Genomic DNA, 20,659 nt, shown 5'->3' with positions numbered 1-20,659 from the left:
TGTTCTCTAAATTTGAACAGTTTGACTTGATATCGCCTATTTATCGCCTCATTGTCTTTATTTAAAGTCCATTCCATCGCAATCACCCTTTGGAAGGACACCCATGAAAGCCCCCATCGCCCTCATCACCGGTGCCAGCCGCGGCCTCGGCAAGAACACCGCGCAGCACCTCGCCCGCCAGGGCTCCGACCTGATCCTGACCTACCGCAGCGGCGCCGACGAAGCCCAGGCGCTGGTCCGCGAGATCGAAGCGCTCGGGCGCCGTGCGGTGGCCCTGCCGCTGGACGTGTCCAAGAGCAGCAGCTTCGCGGCCTTTGCCGCCGACGTGAAGGCCGCGCTCGGTCGCGTGTGGCAGCGAGAGACCTTCGACCATCTGGTGAACAACGCAGGGATGGGCGTTCATGCCAGCTTTGCGGAGACCACCGAAGGGGATTTCGACGCCCTCGTCGACGTTCACCTGAAGGGACCCTTCTTCCTCACGCAAGCGCTGCTGCCCCTGATCGCCGACGGCGGACGCATCGTCAACGTGTCGAGCGGATTGGCGCGTTTCAGCCTTCCCGGCTACGCCGCCTACGCATCGATGAAGGGCGGCATCGAGGTGCTGACGCGCTACCTGGCGAAGGAGTTGGGCCCGCGGGGCATCTCGGTGAACGTGCTGGCGCCCGGCGCCATCGAGACCGACTTCGGCGGTGGGGCGGTGCGCGACAACGCGCAGTTGAACGCCATGATCGCCTCCCAGACCGCGCTCGGCCGCGTCGGCCTGCCCGACGACATCGGGGGCGCGCTCTCGATGCTGCTGCAGCCGGGCAACCGCTGGATCACCGGCCAGCGCATCGAGGCTTCGGGTGGGATGTTCCTTTAAGGTCTCAATCCACCAAAGCCAACGCGGCGTAGTCGCCGACCTTGTCGCCCAGGCCCGCCGCGTGCAACCGCACACCGCGGGTCAGCGGTGCCAGGTGGCCGTCGATGTGCGCCTGCAGCCGCGGCAGCAGGAAGTCGCGGTTGTGCCAGAACACGCTGCCGCCCAGGCTGATGGCCTGCAGGTCGAGCGTGGCGACCAGGTTGTAGAGCGTGCGGCCCATGACGCGGCACAGCGCGTCGGTGGTGCGCACGGCCTCGGGCTCGCCCGCGACCGCCGCCTTGAACAGGCCCTCGGCCGGCTGGCCGAAGCGCCGCGCGATCGCGTTGCCGGCGATGAGTCCTTCCACATCGCCCACGTTGCCGCAGCCGCACAGCGCGTCGCGGTTGTCGTCGTCCGACACGAAGGTGTGGCCGGCATGGCCCGCGTTGCCGTTCTTGCCGCGCAAGGGACGCCCGTCGACGCACAGGCCGACGCCCACGCCGGTGCTCCAGGTGACGTAGGCGCAGTGGTCCAGGCCCTGTAGCGCACCCCAGCGGCGCTCGGCCTCGAGCGCGGCCACCGCATCGTTCTCGACCCGCACGCGGGCAAAGCGCTCGCGCAGCGGGGCCTCGATCGGGGCCGTCATCCAGTCGTTCGGCAGGCCGCGCGCCGGGCCGGCCAGGCCGCCGCAGATGTTGGGCGTGGCCAGTTCGATGCAGCCGTTGTTGAGCACGAACGGACCGGCCGACGAGACGCCGACCGATTCGATCGCCGACGATGACACGCCGATGGCGACACAGGCGGCATCGATCAGCCGCAGCACTTGCTGCGCGACCGCGTCGTTGTGGCCGGTCTTGGCGGTGGGCTCGGACTGGCGCGCCAGCAGCGTGTCGTTGCCCGGCAGCGCCAGGCTGACCGCGACCTTGGTGCCGCCGATGTCGACGCAGGCTCTCATGGCGTGGGTGTCTCTCTTGGGATCAGATCAGCTTGGCCACCAGCGCGGCGATGGTGCTGAGCGCCACCGTGCTGCCGATCGGCAATTGCCATTCACGCCCGAAGGCGCGGAACTCGAAGTCGCCGGGCAGGCGCCCGAAACCGAAGCGCCGCAGCCATGCCGTCAGCCCGCTCATGAGCAGCAGCGCGAGCACGACGACGACCAGCCAGCGAATCATGCCAACAGTCTAGGCAGCCAGGGCGGCGAGCGCCTGTCGGTGAAGCTCGGGGGTGGCCGCCGCCACGACGCGGCCGTCGGACTTGAGGCCCAGCGCGCGGCCTTCCCAGTCGGTGATCACGCCGCCGGCGGCCTCGATCAGGCCGGCCGGACCGAGGTAGTCGTAGGGCTGCAGGCCGGTTTCGACCACCAGGTCGACGGTGCCGCCGGCCAGTTGCGCGTAGCCGTAGCAGTCGCCGCCGAAGCGGCGCATCGCGCAGCGCCGGCTCAGCGCGTCGAAGGCCTGCCAGTCGGCGGCATTGAAGATGTCGGGCGAGGTGGTGACGATGCGGGCCTGTGCGATCTCGCGGCAGGCGCTCGCCTGCACGGCCACGCCGTTGCGGTGCGCGCCGACGCCGGCCTGCCCGACCCAGCGTTCGCCCAGCACCGGCATGTCGACCATGCCGAGCACCACGCGCGCGCCTTCGAGCACGCCGATCAGCGTGCCCCACAGCGGCGAGGCGGTGATGAAGCTGCGCGTGCCGTCGATCGGGTCGAGCACCCACACGCGCGCCGCGTCGACGCGCTCCGACCCATGCTCCTCGCCATAGATGCCATCGGCCGGCCGCTCGGCGGCGAGCACCGCGCGCATCGCCGTCTCGGCGGCGCGGTCGGCCAGCGTCACGGGGCTTTCGTCGGCCTTGGTGATGATGTCCAGCGGTGTGCGAAAGTATGCCATCGACTGCGCGGCCGCGGCATCGGCAAGAGCATGGGCGGTGCGCAGGAGATCGGGGGGAAGGCTCATCGGGCGGGGCTCGGCGAAGGGTGACGGGATCGAGGACGGACGGGCCATTAGACCCCAGCGGATGGCGTCAGTTTGACAGGCTGCGCCGAGGCTGCAAGCATGGCCCAAATCTCACGGAAAGACCTCACGGAAAGACAAAGGCATGGCATTTCATCGATGGCTCCGCCACCTGTTGCCGGCACTGCTGCTGGCCTGGGCGACCCTGAGCGCGGCGACGCCTTCCGCCGAAGAGCATGTGGTGATCCAGACGCTGATCCAGCGCGTCGAGAAGATGTCGACCATGACCTTCCTGCGCAACGGCGGCGCCCACACGGCGGCCGAAGCGGCGCAGCACATGCAGGCCAAGTACGCGCACTTCAAAGACAGGATCGTCACCGCCGAGGACTTCATCGACATGTGCGCCTCGCGCTCGGAAATGACCGGCAAGCCGTACATGGTGAAGCTGGGCGACGCCGCGCCCGTGGAGGCCAACGCCTTTCTGAAGAAGGAGCTGCGCGCGGTCCGTGGCTTGCCGCCGCCTTGATGCGCGCGCGGCGCGCTACAGGGTGTGGCTGCGGTCGCCCGCGGCGAAGCCGATCGGCTCCCAGGGCTCGCCGGCAGCCAGGCCGATCACCTTGAAGAGCTCGCCCATCTCGTGCTCGTGCACCAGGTGGCCCGCCAGCGTGCGCTGTGCCACGCTGGCCTGGTCGGACAAGGTGAGCAAGCCGCAGTTGATGAGGAAGCGCCCCTGGCTGGTGTAGCCCAGCACGTGCAGCCCGGCGTCCTGCGCGGCCAGGGCGATGCCGGTGAAGTCGACATGCGCGGTGACGTCCTTGGCGCCGACGTCGACCAGCGGGTTGTCGTCGGCACGGTGCGCCTGGTGGCACATCACGGTGCCCATGTGGCGCTGCGGGTGGTAGTACTCCGACTCCGGGAAGCCGTAGTCGAGGAAAAAGGCGGCACCTTTCTTCAATCGGTCCGCCAGCGTGGCGACGAAGGCCTTGGCCTGCGGGTGGATCTCGGTGAGGTAGTCGTGCTCGCCGTCGATCTCGATCGGCGGGCGCAGCGTGGTCGGGCGGTCTTCCCAGGCCCAGCCGCCGTTCGCGCCATGCACCACGCCACGCTCGAACCAGCGCCCGCCGACGCGCGCCAGCAGGTGCACCGGCATGGCGTCGAGCACCTCGTTGCCGACGACCACGCCCTGCATCGTCTCGGGCAACGCGCTCAGCCACTCGACCTTGGGCGCATGGACGGCCAGCGTCGCCTGCTGACGTTCGCGCAGCGTGCCCGACAGGTCGACGATGCGGTAGCGCACGATGCGTTCGCCCAGCGTGTCGAGCAGCTGCAGCGCCAGCGCGCCGGAGCCGGCGCCGAATTCCCAGACCTCGTCGGTGCCGCTGCGCTCCAGCGCCTCGCCGACCTGCACCGCCAGCGTCTGGCCGAACAGCGGCGTGAGCTCGGGTGCGGTGACGAAGTCGCTGCCGGAGGATGGCAGGTGGCCGAACTTGCGGCTCGCGTTGGCGTAGTAGCCGAGGCCCGGCGCATAGAGCGCGAGCGCCATGAAGCGGTCGAAGCCGATCCAGCCGCCGGCGCGTTGAATGGCCTGACCGATGAGCCGGTCGAGCGCGGTCGTTAAAATTGGAGGGGTCGTGGTCACGCCGCGATTGTCTCTCCTCACTTCTTCCCCCATGCCCCAGACCTCGTCCGCGCGCCCCGTGCGCACCGTTCTCGTCACCGGCGCCGCCAAGCGACTCGGCCGCGAGATCGCGCTCGCGCTGGCCGACGGCGGCTGGCAGGTGGCGGTGCACTACCGGCACTCGTCCGACGAGGCGCGCCAGACCGCGGCCGATTGCGCCGCGCGCTCGGGCGTGGCCTCGGCCATGGTCAGCGCCGACCTGGCCGACGAGGCCCAGGTGCGCGAACTGCTGCCGCAGGTGGTCGCGCAGTTCGGTCGGCTCGACGCGGTGGTCAACAGCGCGTCGCTGTTCGAGCACGACGACGCGGCGAGCATCGGTTTCGCATCGCTGGAGGCGCATCTGCGCACCAACACCGCGGCGCCGATCCTGCTCGCAAAGGCGCTGCACACGCACCTGCTGTCGCGCGGGGCGGAGGCGCAGGGCGCCGTGGTGAACCTGCTCGACCAGAAGCTCTGGAACCAGAACCCCGACTTCCTGAGCTACACGCTGTCGAAGGCCGCGCTGGAAGCCGCCAACACCATGCTGGCGCTGGCGCTGGCACCGCAGCTGCGCGTGGTGGGCGTCGCGCCGGGCCTCACGCTCACGAGCCACATGCTGAGCGAAGAGAAATTCCGCAGCCTGCATTCGGCCAGCCCGCTGGGCCGTTCCTCGTCGGCTGCCGACGTGGCGGCCACCGTGAAATTCGCGCTGGAGAACCAGTCCATCACCGGCACGACGCTGCTGGTGGATGGCGGCCAGCACCTGATGAAATTCGAACGCGATTTTTCGCTGATGTGAGCCACCGATGCTGACCAAGGGCACCCAGATCCTCACGCTGACCAGCCTGCGCTTCGACGCGAGCCTGGGCATCCTCGCGCAGGAACACGACGCGCCGCAGCAGATCCAGGTCGACGCGGAGCTCAACCTCGGCAGCCAGCCGCTGCTGCCGGCCGACGACGACATCACGCACGTGCTGGACTACCGCAAGGTGCGCCGCATCATCATCGACGAGTGCACCGAGGTGCACATGAACCTGCTGGAAAGCCTCATCGGCAAGCTGGCGCACCGGCTGATGCAGCTGCCCGGCGTGCTGGGTGTGCGGGTGAAGATCGCCAAGCTGAAGATCTTCGACGACTGCGAAGTCGCGATTCGCGTGGAAACGGGGCAATGGTCATGAGCGTTGTTTGGACAGATCACGAAGAAGCCGTGTCGCAGGACAAGGTCCTGAAGATCGAGCGCGAGACGCACAAGCTCGAGAAGCGCCTTTGCCGCGAAGTCGGCAAGGCCATCGTCGACTACAACATGATCGAAGAGGGCGACAAGGTCATGGTGTGCGTCTCGGGCGGGAAGGACAGCTACGCGCTGCTCGACATCCTGCTCAAGCTGCGCGCGCGTGCGCCGATCCATTTCGACATCGTGGCGGTCAACCTCGACCAGAAGCAGCCCGGCTTCCCCGAAGACGTGCTGCCGACCTACCTCACGGCGCTGGGCGTGCCCTTCCACATCGAGGAACAGGACACCTACAGCATCGTCAAGCGCGTGATCCCCGAGGGCAAGACGACCTGCGGCCTGTGCAGCCGGCTGCGCCGCGGCATCCTGTACCGCGTGGCGGACGAGCTGGGCGCCACCAAGGTCGCGCTGGGCCACCACCGCGACGACATGCTGCAGACCTTCTTCCTCAACATGTTCTTCGCGGCCAAGCTCAAGTCGATGCCGCCGAAGCTGGTGAGCGACGACGGCCGCCACGTCGTGATCCGCCCGCTGGCCTACGTGGCCGAGAAGGACCTGATCCGCTGGGCGCAGCACCGCGAATTCCCGATCATTCCCTGCACGCTGTGCGGCAGCCAGGAAAACCTGCAGCGCAAGCAGGTCGGCGAAATGCTGCGCGAGTGGGAGAAGAAGCACCCCGGCCGCATCGAGAACATGTTCGGCGCCCTGCAGAGCATCGTGCCGTCGCATCTTCTGGACGGAACATCCTTCGACTTCAAGGGTCTGAAGGCAACGGGTGTGCCCGACCCCGAAGGCGACAAGGCCTTCGACGCACCCGAATTCCCTGCGGCGGCATCGCCCTTGCGCATCGTCCAGCTCTGAGCGGCGCGACGGCGCTGCCGCCGCTGTTGCCGCTGTCGCGCCTTTGGAGATCTTTCGCCATGCCTCTTCGCCGAATCCTGACCGCCGCCGCGCTGCTGACGCTGCTCAGCGGCTGCGCCACCCGCTGGGTGGTCGACAGCGACGTGCGCAGCTTCTCGAGCCTGCCGGCCGCCGACGTGGCGGCCGGCGCCACCTACCGCTTCGAACGGCTGCCTTCGCAGCAGGACGGCGACGGCGCGCGCGGTGCGGCGGCGCTCGAAGCCATGGCCGCGCCGGCATTTGAACGCGCGGGCCTTCGGCGCGACGACGCCAGCGCCCGCTACACCGCGCAGATCGGTGCCCGCGTCACGCCCACCTATTCGCCGTGGGGCGACCCCGGCTTCTACCCGGGCTGGGGACCGTGGGGCCCGGGGCCGCGCTACGGGCGCGGTTGGTACGGCCCGGGCTGGTACGGCCCTGGCTGGTACGGCCCGGGCTTCCCGCCGGCGTCCAGCCCCTGGTACCTGCGTGAAGTGAGCGTGGTGCTGCGCGAGCTGCCGTCGAACAAGGTGGTCTACGAAACCCGTGCCCGCAACGACGGGCCCTACAGCGCCGATTCGGCCGTCCTGCCGGTGATGTTCCAGGCCGCCTTGCAGGGTTTCCCGACCCCGCCCGAGGGCGAGCGCCGCGTGAACATCGAGATTCCCAAGGCCGCGCCATGACGCAGCGCCTGGGCGCACCCGCCGCATGATGGAGGCGACCCGGCTCATCGCCGTCCGCCACGGGGAAACGGCCTGGAACGTGGACACGCGCATCCAGGGCCAGCTGGACATCGGCCTCAACGACACCGGCCTGCGCCAGGCCCGGCAGGTGGGCCGGGCGCTCGGCGAGGAGCCGATTTCGGCGATCTACGCCAGCGACCTCGCCCGGGCGTGGCAGACGGCCGAGGCGATCGGCGCGGTCCGCGGGCTGGCGGTCGTGCCGGAGCCGCGGCTGCGCGAGCGCGCCTTCGGCAGCTTCGAAGGGCGCACCTTCGCGGAGATCGATGCCGAGACCCCGGACGATGCGCGGCGCTGGCGCACCCGCGAACCCGACTACCGGCCCGGCGGCCACGGCGAGTCGCTGCTCACCTTCCGTGAGCGCGTGACAGGGGTGGCCGACGAGCTGGCGGCGCGGCACGCCGGCGAACTGATCGTGCTGGTGGCACACGGCGGCGTCATGGACGTGCTGTACCGCGCCGCCACGCGGCAAGACCTCCAGGCGCCACGCACCTGGCACCTGGGCAACGCGGCCATCAATCGGCTCCTCTGGACGCCGCAGGGCCTGAGCCTGGTCGGCTGGGGTGACGTGGGCCACCTCGTCGACGACGCCCTCGACGAAACCATCGACTGAGTCGCCAGGCTGGCGCCCTGGCGGCGTTCAGCGGGAATACATCACACATCCGCCCACCAGGCGGGTCGACCCATGGTTGACTTGAGGTGTTTAGTATTCATTTCTTACAGGAATGGGCGCACAATGTACTGTGCGTAACGCCTTGTCACGATGACTGCTGTCAAGTTGTCAATCGAAACCAATTGCGTCCTACGTCACCATCTGCCAGAACGGCCTATGCCGTGTGTTGGACTTTCGGCAGATGGGCGAATGCAATCCACAAGGTGGAAGATCAGCATCAAAAAGAACGCTTTGTTATTAAATCTGACAAGTCAGGCAGGGCGAGGACGAGACAGATGACCGCGGAGGTTTCCAGACTGGGAACCGTCGTGTGAAAGGCACACCGATGAACCAGACACTCCCGTCGTTTCCCTCCGCCACGAGCCCCCTCGAGCTCCCCGTGCCCTTTCCGTCGTCGCCGCTCGCTGCGGGCCCCGCCGCCTCCTTCGCGTTCACGGTCGCCCCGGCCTTGACCGCCCGCCTCGACGGCCTGGCCCGCACGCACGGGTCGTCCATCCAGACGCTGGCGCTCGCGGCGTGGGCCGTGGTGCTGGCACGGCTGAGCACCCAGGACGAGTTCCTGCTGGCGGGCCGCCCTGGCACGGACACGTCCGTGCGCGCGCTGCATCTCGACCTGCGCGGCGAACCGACGCTGGCCGCATGGCTGCCGCGCCTCGACGCGATGCTGCGTGACGCCGCAGCGCAGCCCGGCACCGCCGACCTGCGAACGCAAGCTGCCTTCCACTTCGGCGCGCTCGCGCCCCTGGCCATCGAGAGCTCCTGCGACGTCACGCTGGCGCTCGCCGCACGCCCCGACGGCGGCCTCGACGGCGTGCTGCATCACGCGGCCAGCATCGACGCGGCCACCGCCGCCCGCTGGGCCGGTCATGTGCAAACCGTGCTGGCGGCACTGCCCGACCACGCCGACACGCCGTGGCACGCCCTGCCCATGATCGGCGCCGAGGAACAGGCGCTGCTCGACAGCTTCAATGCCACGACCGCCGCCTGGCCGTCGGATCGACTGATCCACGAGCTGGTCGAGGCACAGGCGGCGCGCACGCCCGACGCCGAGGCCGTGCGCCTCGGTCAGCACACGCTGCGCTATGCCGAGCTCGATCGCCAAGCCAACCGCCTGGCCCGCCAGCTGCGGGCCCGCGGCGTCGGCCCCGACGTGCCGGTGGCGCTGTATGTCGAGCGCAGCCTCGAAATGGTGGTCGGGCTGCTGGCGGTGCTCAAGGCGGGCGGCGCCTATGTGCCGCTCGACCCGAGCCACCCGGCCGACCGCACCGCCGTGATCCTCGAAGGCGCCCGCCCGGCCGTCATCCTCTCGCAGCGCGCGCTGCAGGCCGCGCTGCCCGCCGGCACGGCCGAGGTGCTGCTGCTCGACGCGCTGATGTCGACGCTCGACGCATCGGCCGACGCCGCCGCCCCGCTGCCTGCCACCGTGCCCCCGATGTCGCCGGAACAGCTGGCCTACGTCATCTACACCTCCGGCTCGACCGGCACGCCCAAGGGCGTGGCCATGCCGCACCGTGGCCTGGTCAACCTGCTGCACTGGCAGCTGTCCAACCCCGAGGTCGCCCGACCGCAGCGCACGCTGCAGTTCGCGGCGCTGGGTTTCGACGTCGCCTTCCAGGAGATCTTCGCGACGCTCGTGGCCGGCGGCACGCTGGTGCTGATCGACGAGAGCGTGCGCCGCGACCCGCAGGCGCTGGTGGCCGTGCTGCGCGAGCACCGCGTCGAACGCCTGTTCCTGCCCTTCATCGCGCTGCAGAACTTCGCCGAATACGCCGTCGCCGCCGACGAATCGCTGCCTGACCTGCAGGACGTGATGACCGCCGGCGAGCAACTGCACGCCAGCCCGGCGGTGCGCACCTTCTTCACGCGCCACCCCGGCTGCCGCCTGCACAACCAATACGGCCCGACCGAAAGCCACGTCGTGACCGCGCTGCAGCTGGCCACCGACCCGCGCGAATGGGCCGCCCTGCCCTCCATCGGCCGGCCCGTGGCGAACAACCGCATCCACGTGCTCGACCGCCATGGCCGCGTCGCACCGCTGGGCGTGGCGGGCGAGATCCACATCGGCGGCATCGGCGTGGCGCGCGGCTACCTGCACCGGCCCGAGCTGACGGCCGAGCGCTTCGTCGCCGACCCGTTCAGCGACGACCCCGACGCGCGCCTCTACAAGACTGGCGACATCGGCCGCTGGCGCATGGACGGCGAGATCGACTACATCGGCCGCAACGACCACCAGGTGAAGGTGCGCGGCTTCCGCGTCGAGCTCGGCGAGATCGAAAGCGCGCTGCTCACGCACCCGGCCGTGCGCGAGGGCGCCGTGCTGGCGCGCCACGACGGCGGCGGCGATGCGCGCCTGGTCGCCTATGTCACCACCCAGCCAGGCACCGCGCCCAGCGCCGACGACTTCCGCGCCCACCTCAAGGCCACGCTCGCGCCCTACATGGTGCCGGGCCTGTTCGTGGTGCTCGACGTGCTGCCCCGCTCACCCAACGGCAAGATCGACCGCCGCGCCCTGCCCGAACCGCTGGCCCAGCGCCCCGAGATGGCCGAGCCCTATGAAGAAGGCCGCACCGACACCGAACGCCTGGTGTGCGCCGCCTTCGCGCGCGCCCTGGGCATCGACCAGGCCGGCCGCGCCGACAACTTCTTCGACCTGGGTGGCGACTCGTTGCGGGTGCTCAAGGTGCTGGCCGACCTGCAGGCCAGCAGCCGCCAACGCCTGTCGACCAACCTCTTCTTCCAGAACCCGACGCCGCAGGCTATCGCCCGTGCGCTCGACGGCGAAGCCACCGCGCCCGCGCCCGTGCGCGCCACGCCGCTCGGCGGCGACGCGCAGGAACCCATCGCCCTGGTCGGCATGGCCGGCCGTTTCCCCGGCGCCGCCGACGTCGAGCAGTTCTGGGACAACCTGGTCGAAGGCCGCGACACCATCCGCTTCTTCGACGATGCCACGCTCGACGCCGGCGTGAGCGCCGCGCTGCGGGCCGACCCGGCCTATGTGCGCGCCCGCGGCGTGCTTGACGATGTCGACCAGTTCGACGCCGCCTTCTTCGGCATCAACCCCAAGGAAGCGACGCTGATGGACCCGCAGCAGCGCCTCTTCCTCGAGATCTGCTGGGAATGCATGGAGCGCGCCGGCTACGCGCCCGACCAGCAGCAGCGCCCGGTCGGCGTGTACGCCGGCATGCACAACGCGACCTACTTCCAGCGCCACGTGATGCCGCGCGAAGACCTGATCGAAGCCGTCGGCGAGTTCGCCGTGATGCTGGGCAACGAGAAGGACTACCTCGCCACCCGCGTGGCGAACCGCCTCAACCTCACCGGCCCGGCCATCAGCCTCAACACCGCCTGCTCGACCTCGCTGGTCGCCATGGCGCAGGCCTTCCACGCGCTGCGCTCGGGCCAGTGCGACATGGCACTGGCCGGCGGCGTGGCCATCAACTGCCCCCCGAACAGCGGCTATCTCTATCAAGAGGGCGCGATGTATTCGCCCGACGGCCACACGCGCAGCTTCGACGCCAAGGCCCAGGGCACGGTGTTCAGCGACGGCGCCGCGGTGGTCATGCTCAAGCGCCTGTCCGACGCGCAGGCCGACGGCGACTCCATCTATGCGGTGCTGCGCGGCGTGGGCGTGAACAACGACGGCGCGATCAAGGCCAGCTTCACCGCGCCCAGCATCGACGGCCAGGCCGCCGTGGTGTCGATGGCGCTCGCCTCGGCCGGCGTCGACGCGCGCAGCATCTCCTATGTGGAAGCGCACGGCACCGCCACGCCGATGGGCGACCCGGTCGAGGTGGCCGCCCTGGCGCGCGCCTACGCACGCCACACCGCCGACAGCGGCTTCTGCGCCATCGGCTCGGTCAAGAGCAACGTCGGCCACACGCTGATGGCTGCGGGCGCCACCGGTGTCATCAAGACCGCGCTGGCCCTGCACGAACAACGCCTGCCGGCATCGCTGCATTTCGACAGCGCCAACCCGTCGATCGATTTCGACGGCACGCCGTTCCAGGTGAACGCGCAGCTCACGCCCTGGCCGCGCGACGCCGGCACGCCGCGCCGCGCGGGCGTCAGCTCCTTCGGCGTGGGTGGCACCAACGCGCACGTCATCCTCGAAGAAGCGCCGCTGGCGCCGCCGTCCGAGCCGGTCGCCGGGCCGCAGCTGATCACGCTGTCGGCCCGCACGCCCACGGCGCTGGCCCGCATGGCCGCCCAGCTGGCCGACCACCTCGAAGCCCAACCCACGCTCAACCTCGGCGACGTGGCCCACACGCTGCGCGTCGGCCGCAAGGCCTTCGCGCAACGGCTGGCGCTGGTGGCCGACAGCGGCACCGAAGCGGTGGCCTTCCTGCGCGATCCCGCCACGCCCTACAAGGTGAGCGGTGCCGTGGCGCCCCGCTCGCACGACCTGGTGTTGCTCTTCCCCGGCCAGGGCGCGCAGTACGCCGGCATGGGCCGCACGCTGTACGTGCACGACGAGATCTTCCGCGCCGCACTCGACGACTGCTTCGCCGCCTTCGACGCCGTGCTGCCCTTCAGCCTGCGCGAGCGCATGTTCTCGGACGATGCCGACGCGCTGCTGCCGACCTCGGTCACGCAGCCGGCGACCTTCGCGCTCGAAGTCGCGCTGGCACGCCGCACGCTGGCCTTCGGCCTGCGCCCCGCCGCGATGATCGGCCACAGCGTGGGCGAGTTCGCCGCCGCGGTGATCGCCAACGTGATGTCGCTGCCCGACGCGGCGCGCCTGGTGGCGCAGCGCGGCGCGCTGATGCAGGCGCTGCCGGCGGGCCAAATGCTGTCGGTGCGGCTCGCGGCCGCCCAGCTCGCGCCCTACCTGGGTGACAACCTGTCGCTGGCCGCCGAGAACGGCCCCAACGCCTGCGTCGCCGCCGGTCCGGCCGAGGCCATCGCGGCACTGCAGGCACGGCTCGAAGCCGACGGCGTCGCCGCCCGGCTGCTCCAGACCTCCCACGCCTTCCACTCGGCCATGATGGCGCCGGCCATGCCGCCCTTCGAGGCGCTGGTGCGCGAGGTCACGCTGAACGCACCGCAGCGAACCATCATCTCGACGCTCACCGGCCGCGTGCTGAGCGCCGCCGAAGCCACCGACCCGGCCTACTGGGCGCGCCACCTGCGCGAGGCGGTGCGCTTCGCGCCCGCCGTGACCGAGGCGCTCGCACAGTTCGCGCAGCCGCTCTTCATCGAGCTCGGCCCGCGCAACACGCTGAGCACGCTGGTGCGCCAGCAGGCCACGCGCGACAGGCCGGCGCCGGCCGCTCTGCCGGTGTTCGGCGCCGCGCCGGCCGACGAACTCGTCGCCCATCGCCTGGCGCTCGGCCGGCTGTGGACGCTGGGCGCCACGCCCGACCTGCAGCAGCTCGACACGCGCAGCCGCAAGGCGCGCGTCCGGCTGCCCACCTACCCCTTCGAGCGCAAGCGCCACTGGGTCGACATCGCAGCACCGGCCCTGTCGGCCGCCGTGCCCCTGTCGCCTGCGCCTGCCGCTTCCGCCCTTGTCATCGACCCTCCCACGGAGCACGCCATGCCCACCGCCGTCCTGAACGCCCGCCACGCCACCCTGCACGCCAAGGTGCGCGAACTCTTCGAAGACATCTCCGGCACGCCGATGGCCGACGCCGACGGCGCGACCACCTTCATCGACCAGGGCATGGATTCGCTGGTACTCACGCAGGCCGCGCTGCAGGTCAAGAAGCACTTCAAGATCAACATCAGCTTCCGCCAGCTGATGGAAGGCTGCCGCAGCTTCGACCTGCTGGTCGATCACCTCGACAAGAGCCTGCCGTCCGAACCGACGGCGAGCGTCACGCCCGCGCCGGCGCCGGTGCGCGCCACGCCGGCCCTGGTCGCCGCGCCGCTGGCCGTCGCGACCGCGTTGCCGTCGATGGTGGTCCCGGCTGTCGCCCCTGCGCTGCCGCAAGCCGGCACGCCGCTGCTGCAGCAGGTGATCGCGCAGCAGATGCAGCTGATGCAGCAGCAGCTCGCGCTGCTGGCCGGCACGCCGACCCTGGCCGCCGCTGCCGCTGTCGCCGCCGCGCAACCCGCCGCCGGCCTGCCTGCGACACCGGTGGCATCGGCCACGCCGACGACGACGGAAGACAGGCCGACCGGCGGCGTCCCCTACGACGTCAAGAAGGCCTTCGGCGCCATCGCGCGCATCCACACCACGCCCAACCGCGAGATCACGCCGCGCCAGCAGGCCCGGCTCGACGCCTTCGTGCGGCGCTATGTCGAGCGCAGCCGCAAGAGCAAGGAATTCACCGCCGCCAACCGCTCCCACATGGCCGACCCGCGCGTGGTCAACGGCTTCCGCCCGGCGACCAAGGAGATCACCTACCAGCTGGTGGTCGACCGCTCCAAGGGCTCGCGCGTGTGGGACATCGACGGCAACGAATACGTCGACACGCTCAACGGCTTCGGCATGAACATGTTCGGCTGGCAACCGGACTTCCTGAACGACGCGATCCGCAAGCAGCTCGACCTCGGCTACGAGATCGGCCCGCAACACCCGCTGGCCGCCGAGGTGACGCAGCGCATCTGCGAGCTCACCGGCTTCGACCGGGCCGCGCTGTGCAACACCGGCTCCGAGGCCGTGATGGCGGCGATCCGCATCGCGCGCACCCACACCGGCCGCAGCACCATCGTGCTGTTCAGCGGCTCGTACCACGGCACCTTCGACGAGGTGCTGGTGCGCGCCGGCCGCGGCGCCCGCGGCATCCCGGCCACGCCCGGCGTGATGAGCGGCATGTTCGGCGACGTGCGCGTGCTCGACTACGGCACGCCCGAATCGCTCGCGTTCATCCGCGAGAACGCCGACGAGCTGGCGGCCGTGCTGATCGAGCCGGTGCAAAGCCGCCGCCCCGACTTCCAGCCGAAGGAATTCCTGCAAGAAGTGCGCGCCATCACGGCGCAGAGCGGCACCTGCATGATCTTCGACGAGGTGATCACCGGCTTCCGTTCGCACCCCGGCGGCGCCCAGGCGCTGTTCGGCATCCGCGGCGACCTCGCCACCTACGGCAAGGTGATCGGCGGCGGCATGCCCATCGGCGCCATCGCCGGCAAGCGCGAATACATGGACGCGCTCGACGGCGGCGCCTGGAACTACGGCGACGACTCCATTCCGACCGTCGGCGTGACCTACTTCGCCGGCACCTTCGTGCGGCACCCGCTCACGCTGGCCGCGGCCAAGGCCTCGCTCGACCACCTGAAGGCCTCGGGCAACGCGCTGCAGACGCAGCTGAACCTGCACACGGCCGCGATGGCCGACGAGCTCACGGCCTTCTGCCGCGAGGTGGGCGCGCCGCTGGAGATCCGCTATTTCGCGTCGCTCTGGCGCGTGAGCTGGCTGGAAGACCACCCGCTGCAGGACCTGCTGTTCGCGATGATGCGCAGCCGCGGCGTGCACATCCTGGACAACTTCCCCTGCTTCATGACGACGGCGCACACGCGCGCCGACATTGCGACCATCAAGTCGGCCTTCAAGGAATCGATCGCCGAGATGCAGGAAGCCGAATTCCTGCCCGGCCGCGCGCCGGCCAGCCGCGCCTTCGACGCCGCGCACCCGCCGGTGCCCGATGCCCGCCTGGGCCGTGACAAGGACGGCCAGCCCGCCTGGTTCGTGCCCGACCCCGCCAGCCCCGGCAAGTACCGCAAGGTGGACGCGTGAGCAGCTGGCCCGACACCCGCGATTCGGCAAAGCACGACGTGAACCTGCAGAACGTTGCCAAAGACGTCGAAGTCGATGACTTCGACCCCTTCGCCCTGGGCGCGATTTCCGGCGTCATCCCGACCACCGAGGCCCAGCGCGAAGTCTGGCTGGCGCACCGGCTCGGCAGCCAGGCCTCGCTCGCCTACAACGAGTCGGTCGACCTGCACCTGGACGGCACGCTCGACACCGCCGCCCTGTCGGCCGCGCTGACGGCGCTGCTGGCGCGGCACGAGGCGCTGCGCGCGACCTTCTCGCCCGATGGCGAGCAGCTGGTCGTCGCCGTGCCCGGCGCATTCGCACTTCCACTGCACGACCTGAGCGGCATGGATGCCGCGGCGCAAGCCCTGGCCATGGCCAAGGCGCACACCGAAGCGGTCGAGACGCCCTTCGACCTGGAGCAGGGCCCGCTGTTCCGCGCCAGGCTCTACCGGCTGGCCCCCACGCAGCACGTGCTGCTGATGACCGCGCACCACTCGGTGTGCGACGGCTGGTCGTGGGGCGTCATCGCCGACGACCTGGGCCTGCTCTATGCCGCGCAGCGCGGCCAGGGCACGGCGCTCGAGCCGGCGCCCCGCTATGCCGACTACGCCCAATGGGAACGTGCCGAAGCCGTCACGCCGATGGCGCAGACGCAACTGGCGTACTGGCTCGGCCAGTACCCAGGCAACACGCTGCCCGCGCTCGAACTCCCGCTGGACCGCCCCCGCGCCGCGCGCCGCAGCTTCGATGCGCGGCGTGCCGACGTGCTGCTGCCGGCGCCGCTGGTCGAGGCCGCACGCCAGCTCGGCGCGCGGGCCGGCGTCAGCCTGTTCGCCACGCTCTTCAGCATCTTTGCCGCCCTGGTGCATCGCCTGTCGCAGCAGGACGATCTCGTGGTCGGCGTCCCCTCCGCAGGCCAGGCGGCCAGCGGCATGCCCAAGCTGGTCGGCCACTGCGTCAACCTGCTGCCGGTGCGCGTCGCGATCGATCCGGCCCAGCCCTTCGACGTGCTGCTGCGCCAGATCGCCAACACGCTGCTGGACGCCTTCGACCACCAGACGCTCACCTACGGCACGCTGCTGCGGCACCTGCCGGTGACGCGCGACCCGAGCCGCCCGTCGCTGGTCAGCGTGATGTTCAACCTCGACCGCGCCACGACCGCGCAGGGCGGCAGCTTCCCCGGGCTGCAGAGCCGGCTGTCGGGCAACGCCCGCCACTACGAGAACTTCGAGCTGTTCCTCAACGCGGTGCCCGTGGCCGACGGCCTGCAGCTCGAGCTGCAATACAACACGGCGCTGTTCGACGAAGCCACCGTGCGGCGCTGGCTCGCGCTGTACGGCGACGCGCTGGCGCAGCTCGCGCGCCAGCCCCAGGCGACCGTCGCCCAGGCCCTGGCCTGCAGCAGCGAAGACCTCACCCTGCTGCAGTCCTTCAACGCCACGGCCGCGCCCTACGACGCGCAGCTGCGCATCGACACCCTCATCGGCCGCCAGGCCCAGGCCACGCCCGACGCGGCGGCGGTGCGCGCCGGCGGCGCGTCGCTCAGCTACCGCGACCTCGACCAGCGTGCCAACGGCCTCGCCGCCGCCCTGCAGGCGCAGGGCATCGGCCCGGGCGACCTGGTGGGCCTGTGCTGCGCGCGCAACGCACACATGCTGGTGGCGTTGCTCGGCATCCTGAAGTCGGGCGCCGGCTACGTGCCGCTCGACCCGGCCTTCCCGCGCGAACGCATCGAATTCATGATCGAGGACGCGCAACTGCGCGTCGCCGTGACCGATGCCGACACCGACGCCACCACGCCCCTGCAGGCCCTGGCCCGCGTGCGTGCCGATGGCGTGCAGCCGACCCCGACGGCGCCGTCGCACGGCGGCGATGCCGGCAACGTGGCCTACGTGATCTACACCTCCGGCTCGACCGGCCGCCCCAAGGGCGTGCGCGTGCCGCACCGCACGGTGGTCAACCTGCTGACCGGCCTGCGCACGGTGCCGGGCATCGACGCCCAGCGCCGTGTGCTGGCCGTGACCACGCTGTCCTTCGACATCGCGGTGTCCGAAGTGATCCTGCCGCTGACGGTGGGCGCGCGCATCGTGGTGGCCGACAAGACACAGGCGATGCAGGGCGACCGCCTGCGCGAGCTGATCGAGTCCGAGGAAGTCGACTTCGTCGACGCCACGCCGTCTACCTGGCGCATCCTGCTGGACGCCGGCTGGCCCGGCCGCCGCGACCTGCTGGCGATCTGCACCGGCGAGCCGCTGCCCGCCGACCTGGCGCGCCAGCTGCTGCCGATGGTCGGCGAGCTCTGGAACGGCTACGGCCCGACCGAGACCACCGTCTGGTCGAGCTTTCACCGCGTGCTGCGCGCCGAGGGCGTCATTCCCATCGGCCGCCCGGTGATCAACACCCAGTTCCACGTGCTCGACCCGCAGGGGCAGCCGCTGCCCGTGGGCGTGACCGGCGAGCTCTACATCGGCGGTGCCGGCGTGACGCTCGGCTACCTCGACCGGCCCGAGCTGACCGACGAGCGCTTCGTGCCCGCCCACGACGGCAGCGGCGCGCGCTGGTACCGCACCGGCGACCTGGGCCGCTGGCGCGCCGACGGCGTGCTCGAATGCCTGGGACGCGCCGACCACCAGGTCAAGGTGCGGGGCTACCGCATCGAATTGGGCGAGATCGAAGCCAACCTGGCGCGCCACGGCGCCATCGACCGCGCGCTGGTGGTGACCCGCGAGGACGCGCCGGGCGACGTGCGCATCGTGGCCTACGTGGTGCCGCGTGGCCCCATGCCCGAGGCGACGGCGCTGCGCCAGCACCTGGCCAGCTTCCTGCCCGAGTACATGCTGCCGCAGCATTTCGTCGCGCTCGACGCGCTGCCGCTGCTGCCCAACGGCAAGATCGACCGCAAGGCCCTGCCGCCGCCGGTCAGCGTCGCCGTCACGCGCCGTGACGCCGCCGTGCCGCCGCGCGACGAGCTCGAACGCCAGATCCTGGCGGCCATGGAGCAGACGCTGAGCCTGCCCGGCCTGGGCATCCACGACGACTTCTTCGCACTCGGCGGTCATTCGCTGCTGGCCGCGCGCCTGACGGCCCAGCTCAGCCGCGACCTGCAGCTGAAGCTGCCGATGTCGACGCTGTTCGAATCGCCCACGGTCGAGCGCATCGCGCAGACAGTGAACCGCCTGCGCGGCACCGGCCAGGCCGTGGCGCAGCAACCGATCGTGCACATGCCCGATCGTCGCAGCGCGCCGCTCACGCCGATGCAGGAACGCATCCGCTTCCTCGAGGAGCTGCACCCGGGCCGCCCGGTCTACAACGCGCCGTCCGGCCACCGCTTCCGCGGACCGCTGGACGTCGCCAAGTTCCGCAGCGCGCTGCAGACGATGGTGCAGCGGCATGCCGCCCTGCGCACCGCGATCGGCACCGACGAGCACGGCGCGGCCGTGCAGGTCATCGCGCCGCGGGTCGACTTCGACATCCCGCTGATCGACCTGAGCACGATGCCCGAGGACGAGCGCGAGGCCGAACTCGCCAGCCGCATGCAGCAACTGGCCGACCAGCCGCTGGACATCCACCGCGCGCCGCTCTTCCACATGGCCCTCTACAAGATGGGACCCGAGGACCATGCCTTCATGTTCGTGCCGCACCACCTGGTGTGGGACGGTTGGTCCTTCGACATCTACCAGACCGAGCTGTCGGCCCTCTATGGTGCGCTGGTGCGCGGCCAGAAGCACACGCTGCCCGAGCCTCCGGTCTCGATGGGCGACTACGCGCAGTGGTACGCCGACTGGATGGCGCAGCCGGAGTTCACCCGGCAGCTGGACTTCTGGAAGCAGCGCTTCGCACGCATGCCCGCACCGCGCGCCGCCAAGACCGACATGCCGCGCCGGGCCGGCATGTCCGGCAACGGCGGCGTGAACTGGATCCACATCGACCAGCCCACCACGCAGCGCCTGCGCGAAGTGGCGCGCCAGCACGACGTCACGCTCAGCATGCTGGCGCTGGGCGCCTACGTGCTGATGATGAGCGGCGCCATCGACAGCCGCTCGGTCGTGATCGCCACGCCGGTGCGCGGCCGCGAAGTGCCCGAACTCGAGTCGGTGATGGGCTTCTTCAACAACGTGCTGCCGCTGCCCTTCCAGGTCGACAGGACGCTGGGCTTCGGCGGCTTCATCCGCTACGTGAAGAACGAGCTGGTGGCGGTCATGGGCTACCAGCAGGTGCCCTTCGAACGCATGGCGACCGAGCCCGAGTTCGTCAACCTGGCGCAGGGCGCGGGGCTGTACCAGGGCCTCTTCTCGTTCCAGGACGCGCGCGAGCGCCCGCTCGACTTCGGCGGCCTGACGCACAAGCAGGTGCACCTGCTGCAGCGCGGCGCCACCGACGACCTGGGGCTGTGGCTGCTGGAGAAGCCGCACGGCCTCGAAGGCCCCATCGCCTACAACGCCGACATCTACCTGCCCGAGACCGGCACCGCCTTCCGCGACCGCTTCGTCGAGATCCTGCGCACGCTGGCCGACCGGCCCGACGTGCCGGTGGCCGAGTTGCTGGCACCGACGGATTCGGCCAGCGCGCGCATCCTGACGCGCCTGGCGTCGAGCGCCGAGTCGCCGCCGCAGACGGTGGCCGCGCGCGAGCAGGCCGCCACGTCCAACGGCAACCCTGCCTCGCTGCTGCAACCCGAGCAGGCACAGCTCGCGCAGATCTGGGCCAGCGTGCTCAACATTGACGTGAACGACATCCGCGCCACCGACAACTTCTTCGATCTGGGGGGCGACTCGCTGCTGGCGATGCGCGTGGTGCAGCAGTCCGAGCAGAGCTTCGGCCAGCGCATCGAAGCGCGCCGCTACATGTTCGAGAGCCTGGCGCAGCTGGCGACGTCGCAGGTGACATCGCCCGCGCCGCTGACACCGGCTGAGGAGCCGTCGTCGGCGCGCCCCGGCCTGCTCGGTCGGGTGTTTTCCGGCTGGGGCCGCAAGGGCTGATCGGGGTG

General features: G+C 70.5%; 13 protein-coding genes. 9 read left to right on the top strand and 4 right to left on the bottom strand.

Features of this window, described 5'->3' with window-relative positions:
* Positions 1–103: 103 nt before the first annotated feature.
* Positions 104–862, top strand: a complete 759-nt coding sequence (locus QTH86_RS22165) for an SDR family NAD(P)-dependent oxidoreductase (protein WP_286648310.1) — start codon at positions 104–106, stop codon at positions 860–862.
* A 4-nt stretch (positions 863–866) separates the two neighbouring features.
* Here the strand turns inward: QTH86_RS22165 and QTH86_RS22160 are convergent, their stop codons facing one another.
* Genes QTH86_RS22160 through hisN form a run of 3 tightly spaced genes read right to left on the bottom strand, consistent with a single transcriptional unit; the run spans position 867 to position 2,796 of the window.
* On the bottom strand, positions 867–1,796 hold the full coding sequence (locus QTH86_RS22160) for an ROK family protein (protein WP_286648309.1): 930 nt from the start codon (positions 1,794–1,796) through the stop codon (positions 867–869).
* 22 nt (positions 1,797–1,818) lie between these two features.
* Complete coding sequence (locus QTH86_RS22155) at positions 1,819–2,013, bottom strand: DUF2905 domain-containing protein (protein WP_286648308.1); 195 nt, start codon at positions 2,011–2,013, stop codon at positions 1,819–1,821.
* 9 nt (positions 2,014–2,022) lie between these two features.
* Complete coding sequence (gene hisN / locus QTH86_RS22150; protein ID WP_286648307.1) at positions 2,023–2,796, bottom strand: histidinol-phosphatase; 774 nt, start codon at positions 2,794–2,796, stop codon at positions 2,023–2,025.
* Between the two features lie 142 nt (positions 2,797–2,938).
* Here hisN and QTH86_RS22145 point away from each other — a divergent pair, with 142 nt between their 5' ends.
* The gene (locus tag QTH86_RS22145; protein ID WP_286648306.1) at positions 2,939–3,319 is read left to right on the top strand and encodes a DUF5329 family protein; all 381 of its coding nucleotides are present in this window, start codon (positions 2,939–2,941) and stop codon (positions 3,317–3,319) included.
* A gap of 15 nt (positions 3,320–3,334) precedes the next feature.
* On the opposite strand, the gene QTH86_RS22140 is transcribed toward QTH86_RS22145, so the two are convergent.
* Complete coding sequence (locus tag QTH86_RS22140; protein ID WP_286648305.1) at positions 3,335–4,465, bottom strand: class I SAM-dependent methyltransferase; 1,131 nt, start codon at positions 4,463–4,465, stop codon at positions 3,335–3,337.
* Here QTH86_RS22140 and QTH86_RS22135 point away from each other — a divergent pair.
* From QTH86_RS22135 to QTH86_RS22105, 7 genes are all read left to right on the top strand, one after another.
* Positions 4,464–5,249 (top strand): SDR family oxidoreductase, encoded by a 786-nt coding sequence (locus QTH86_RS22135; RefSeq protein WP_286648304.1) that lies wholly within the window; start codon positions 4,464–4,466, stop codon positions 5,247–5,249. The genes QTH86_RS22140 and QTH86_RS22135 overlap by 2 nt on opposite strands.
* A gap of 7 nt (positions 5,250–5,256) precedes the next feature.
* Entirely contained in the window at positions 5,257–5,628 is a 372-nt protein-coding gene (locus QTH86_RS22130; protein ID WP_286648303.1) for a dihydroneopterin aldolase, read from the top strand.
* Positions 5,625–6,542 (top strand): tRNA 2-thiocytidine(32) synthetase TtcA, encoded by a 918-nt coding sequence (ttcA, locus tag QTH86_RS22125; protein ID WP_286648302.1) that lies wholly within the window; start codon positions 5,625–5,627, stop codon positions 6,540–6,542. Before QTH86_RS22130 ends, ttcA begins: the two co-directional genes overlap by 4 nt.
* A 59-nt stretch (positions 6,543–6,601) precedes the next feature.
* The gene (locus QTH86_RS22120; RefSeq protein WP_286648301.1) at positions 6,602–7,243 is read left to right on the top strand and encodes a DUF4136 domain-containing protein; all 642 of its coding nucleotides are present in this window, start codon (positions 6,602–6,604) and stop codon (positions 7,241–7,243) included.
* Positions 7,244–7,268: 25 nt separating this feature from the next.
* Positions 7,269–7,913 (top strand): histidine phosphatase family protein, encoded by a 645-nt coding sequence (locus QTH86_RS22115; protein WP_286648300.1) that lies wholly within the window; start codon positions 7,269–7,271, stop codon positions 7,911–7,913.
* Positions 7,914–8,298: 385 nt separating this feature from the next.
* Complete coding sequence (locus tag QTH86_RS22110; RefSeq protein ID WP_286648299.1) at positions 8,299–15,651, top strand: polyketide synthase; 7,353 nt, start codon at positions 8,299–8,301, stop codon at positions 15,649–15,651.
* Positions 15,648–20,651, top strand: coding sequence for a non-ribosomal peptide synthetase (locus QTH86_RS22105; RefSeq protein WP_286648298.1), 5,004 nt, complete (start codon positions 15,648–15,650; stop codon positions 20,649–20,651). The genes QTH86_RS22110 and QTH86_RS22105 overlap by 4 nt, the downstream gene beginning before the upstream one ends.
* Positions 20,652–20,659 lie beyond the last annotated feature (8 nt).

The organism is Variovorax sp. J2L1-78, assembly GCF_030317205.1.
GTDB classification, from domain to species: Bacteria; Pseudomonadota; Gammaproteobacteria; order Burkholderiales; family Burkholderiaceae_C; genus Variovorax; species Variovorax arabinosiphilus.
The sequence above is the reverse complement of the archived record's forward strand: the minus strand, read 5'-3'. Positions and strand labels throughout refer to the sequence as shown.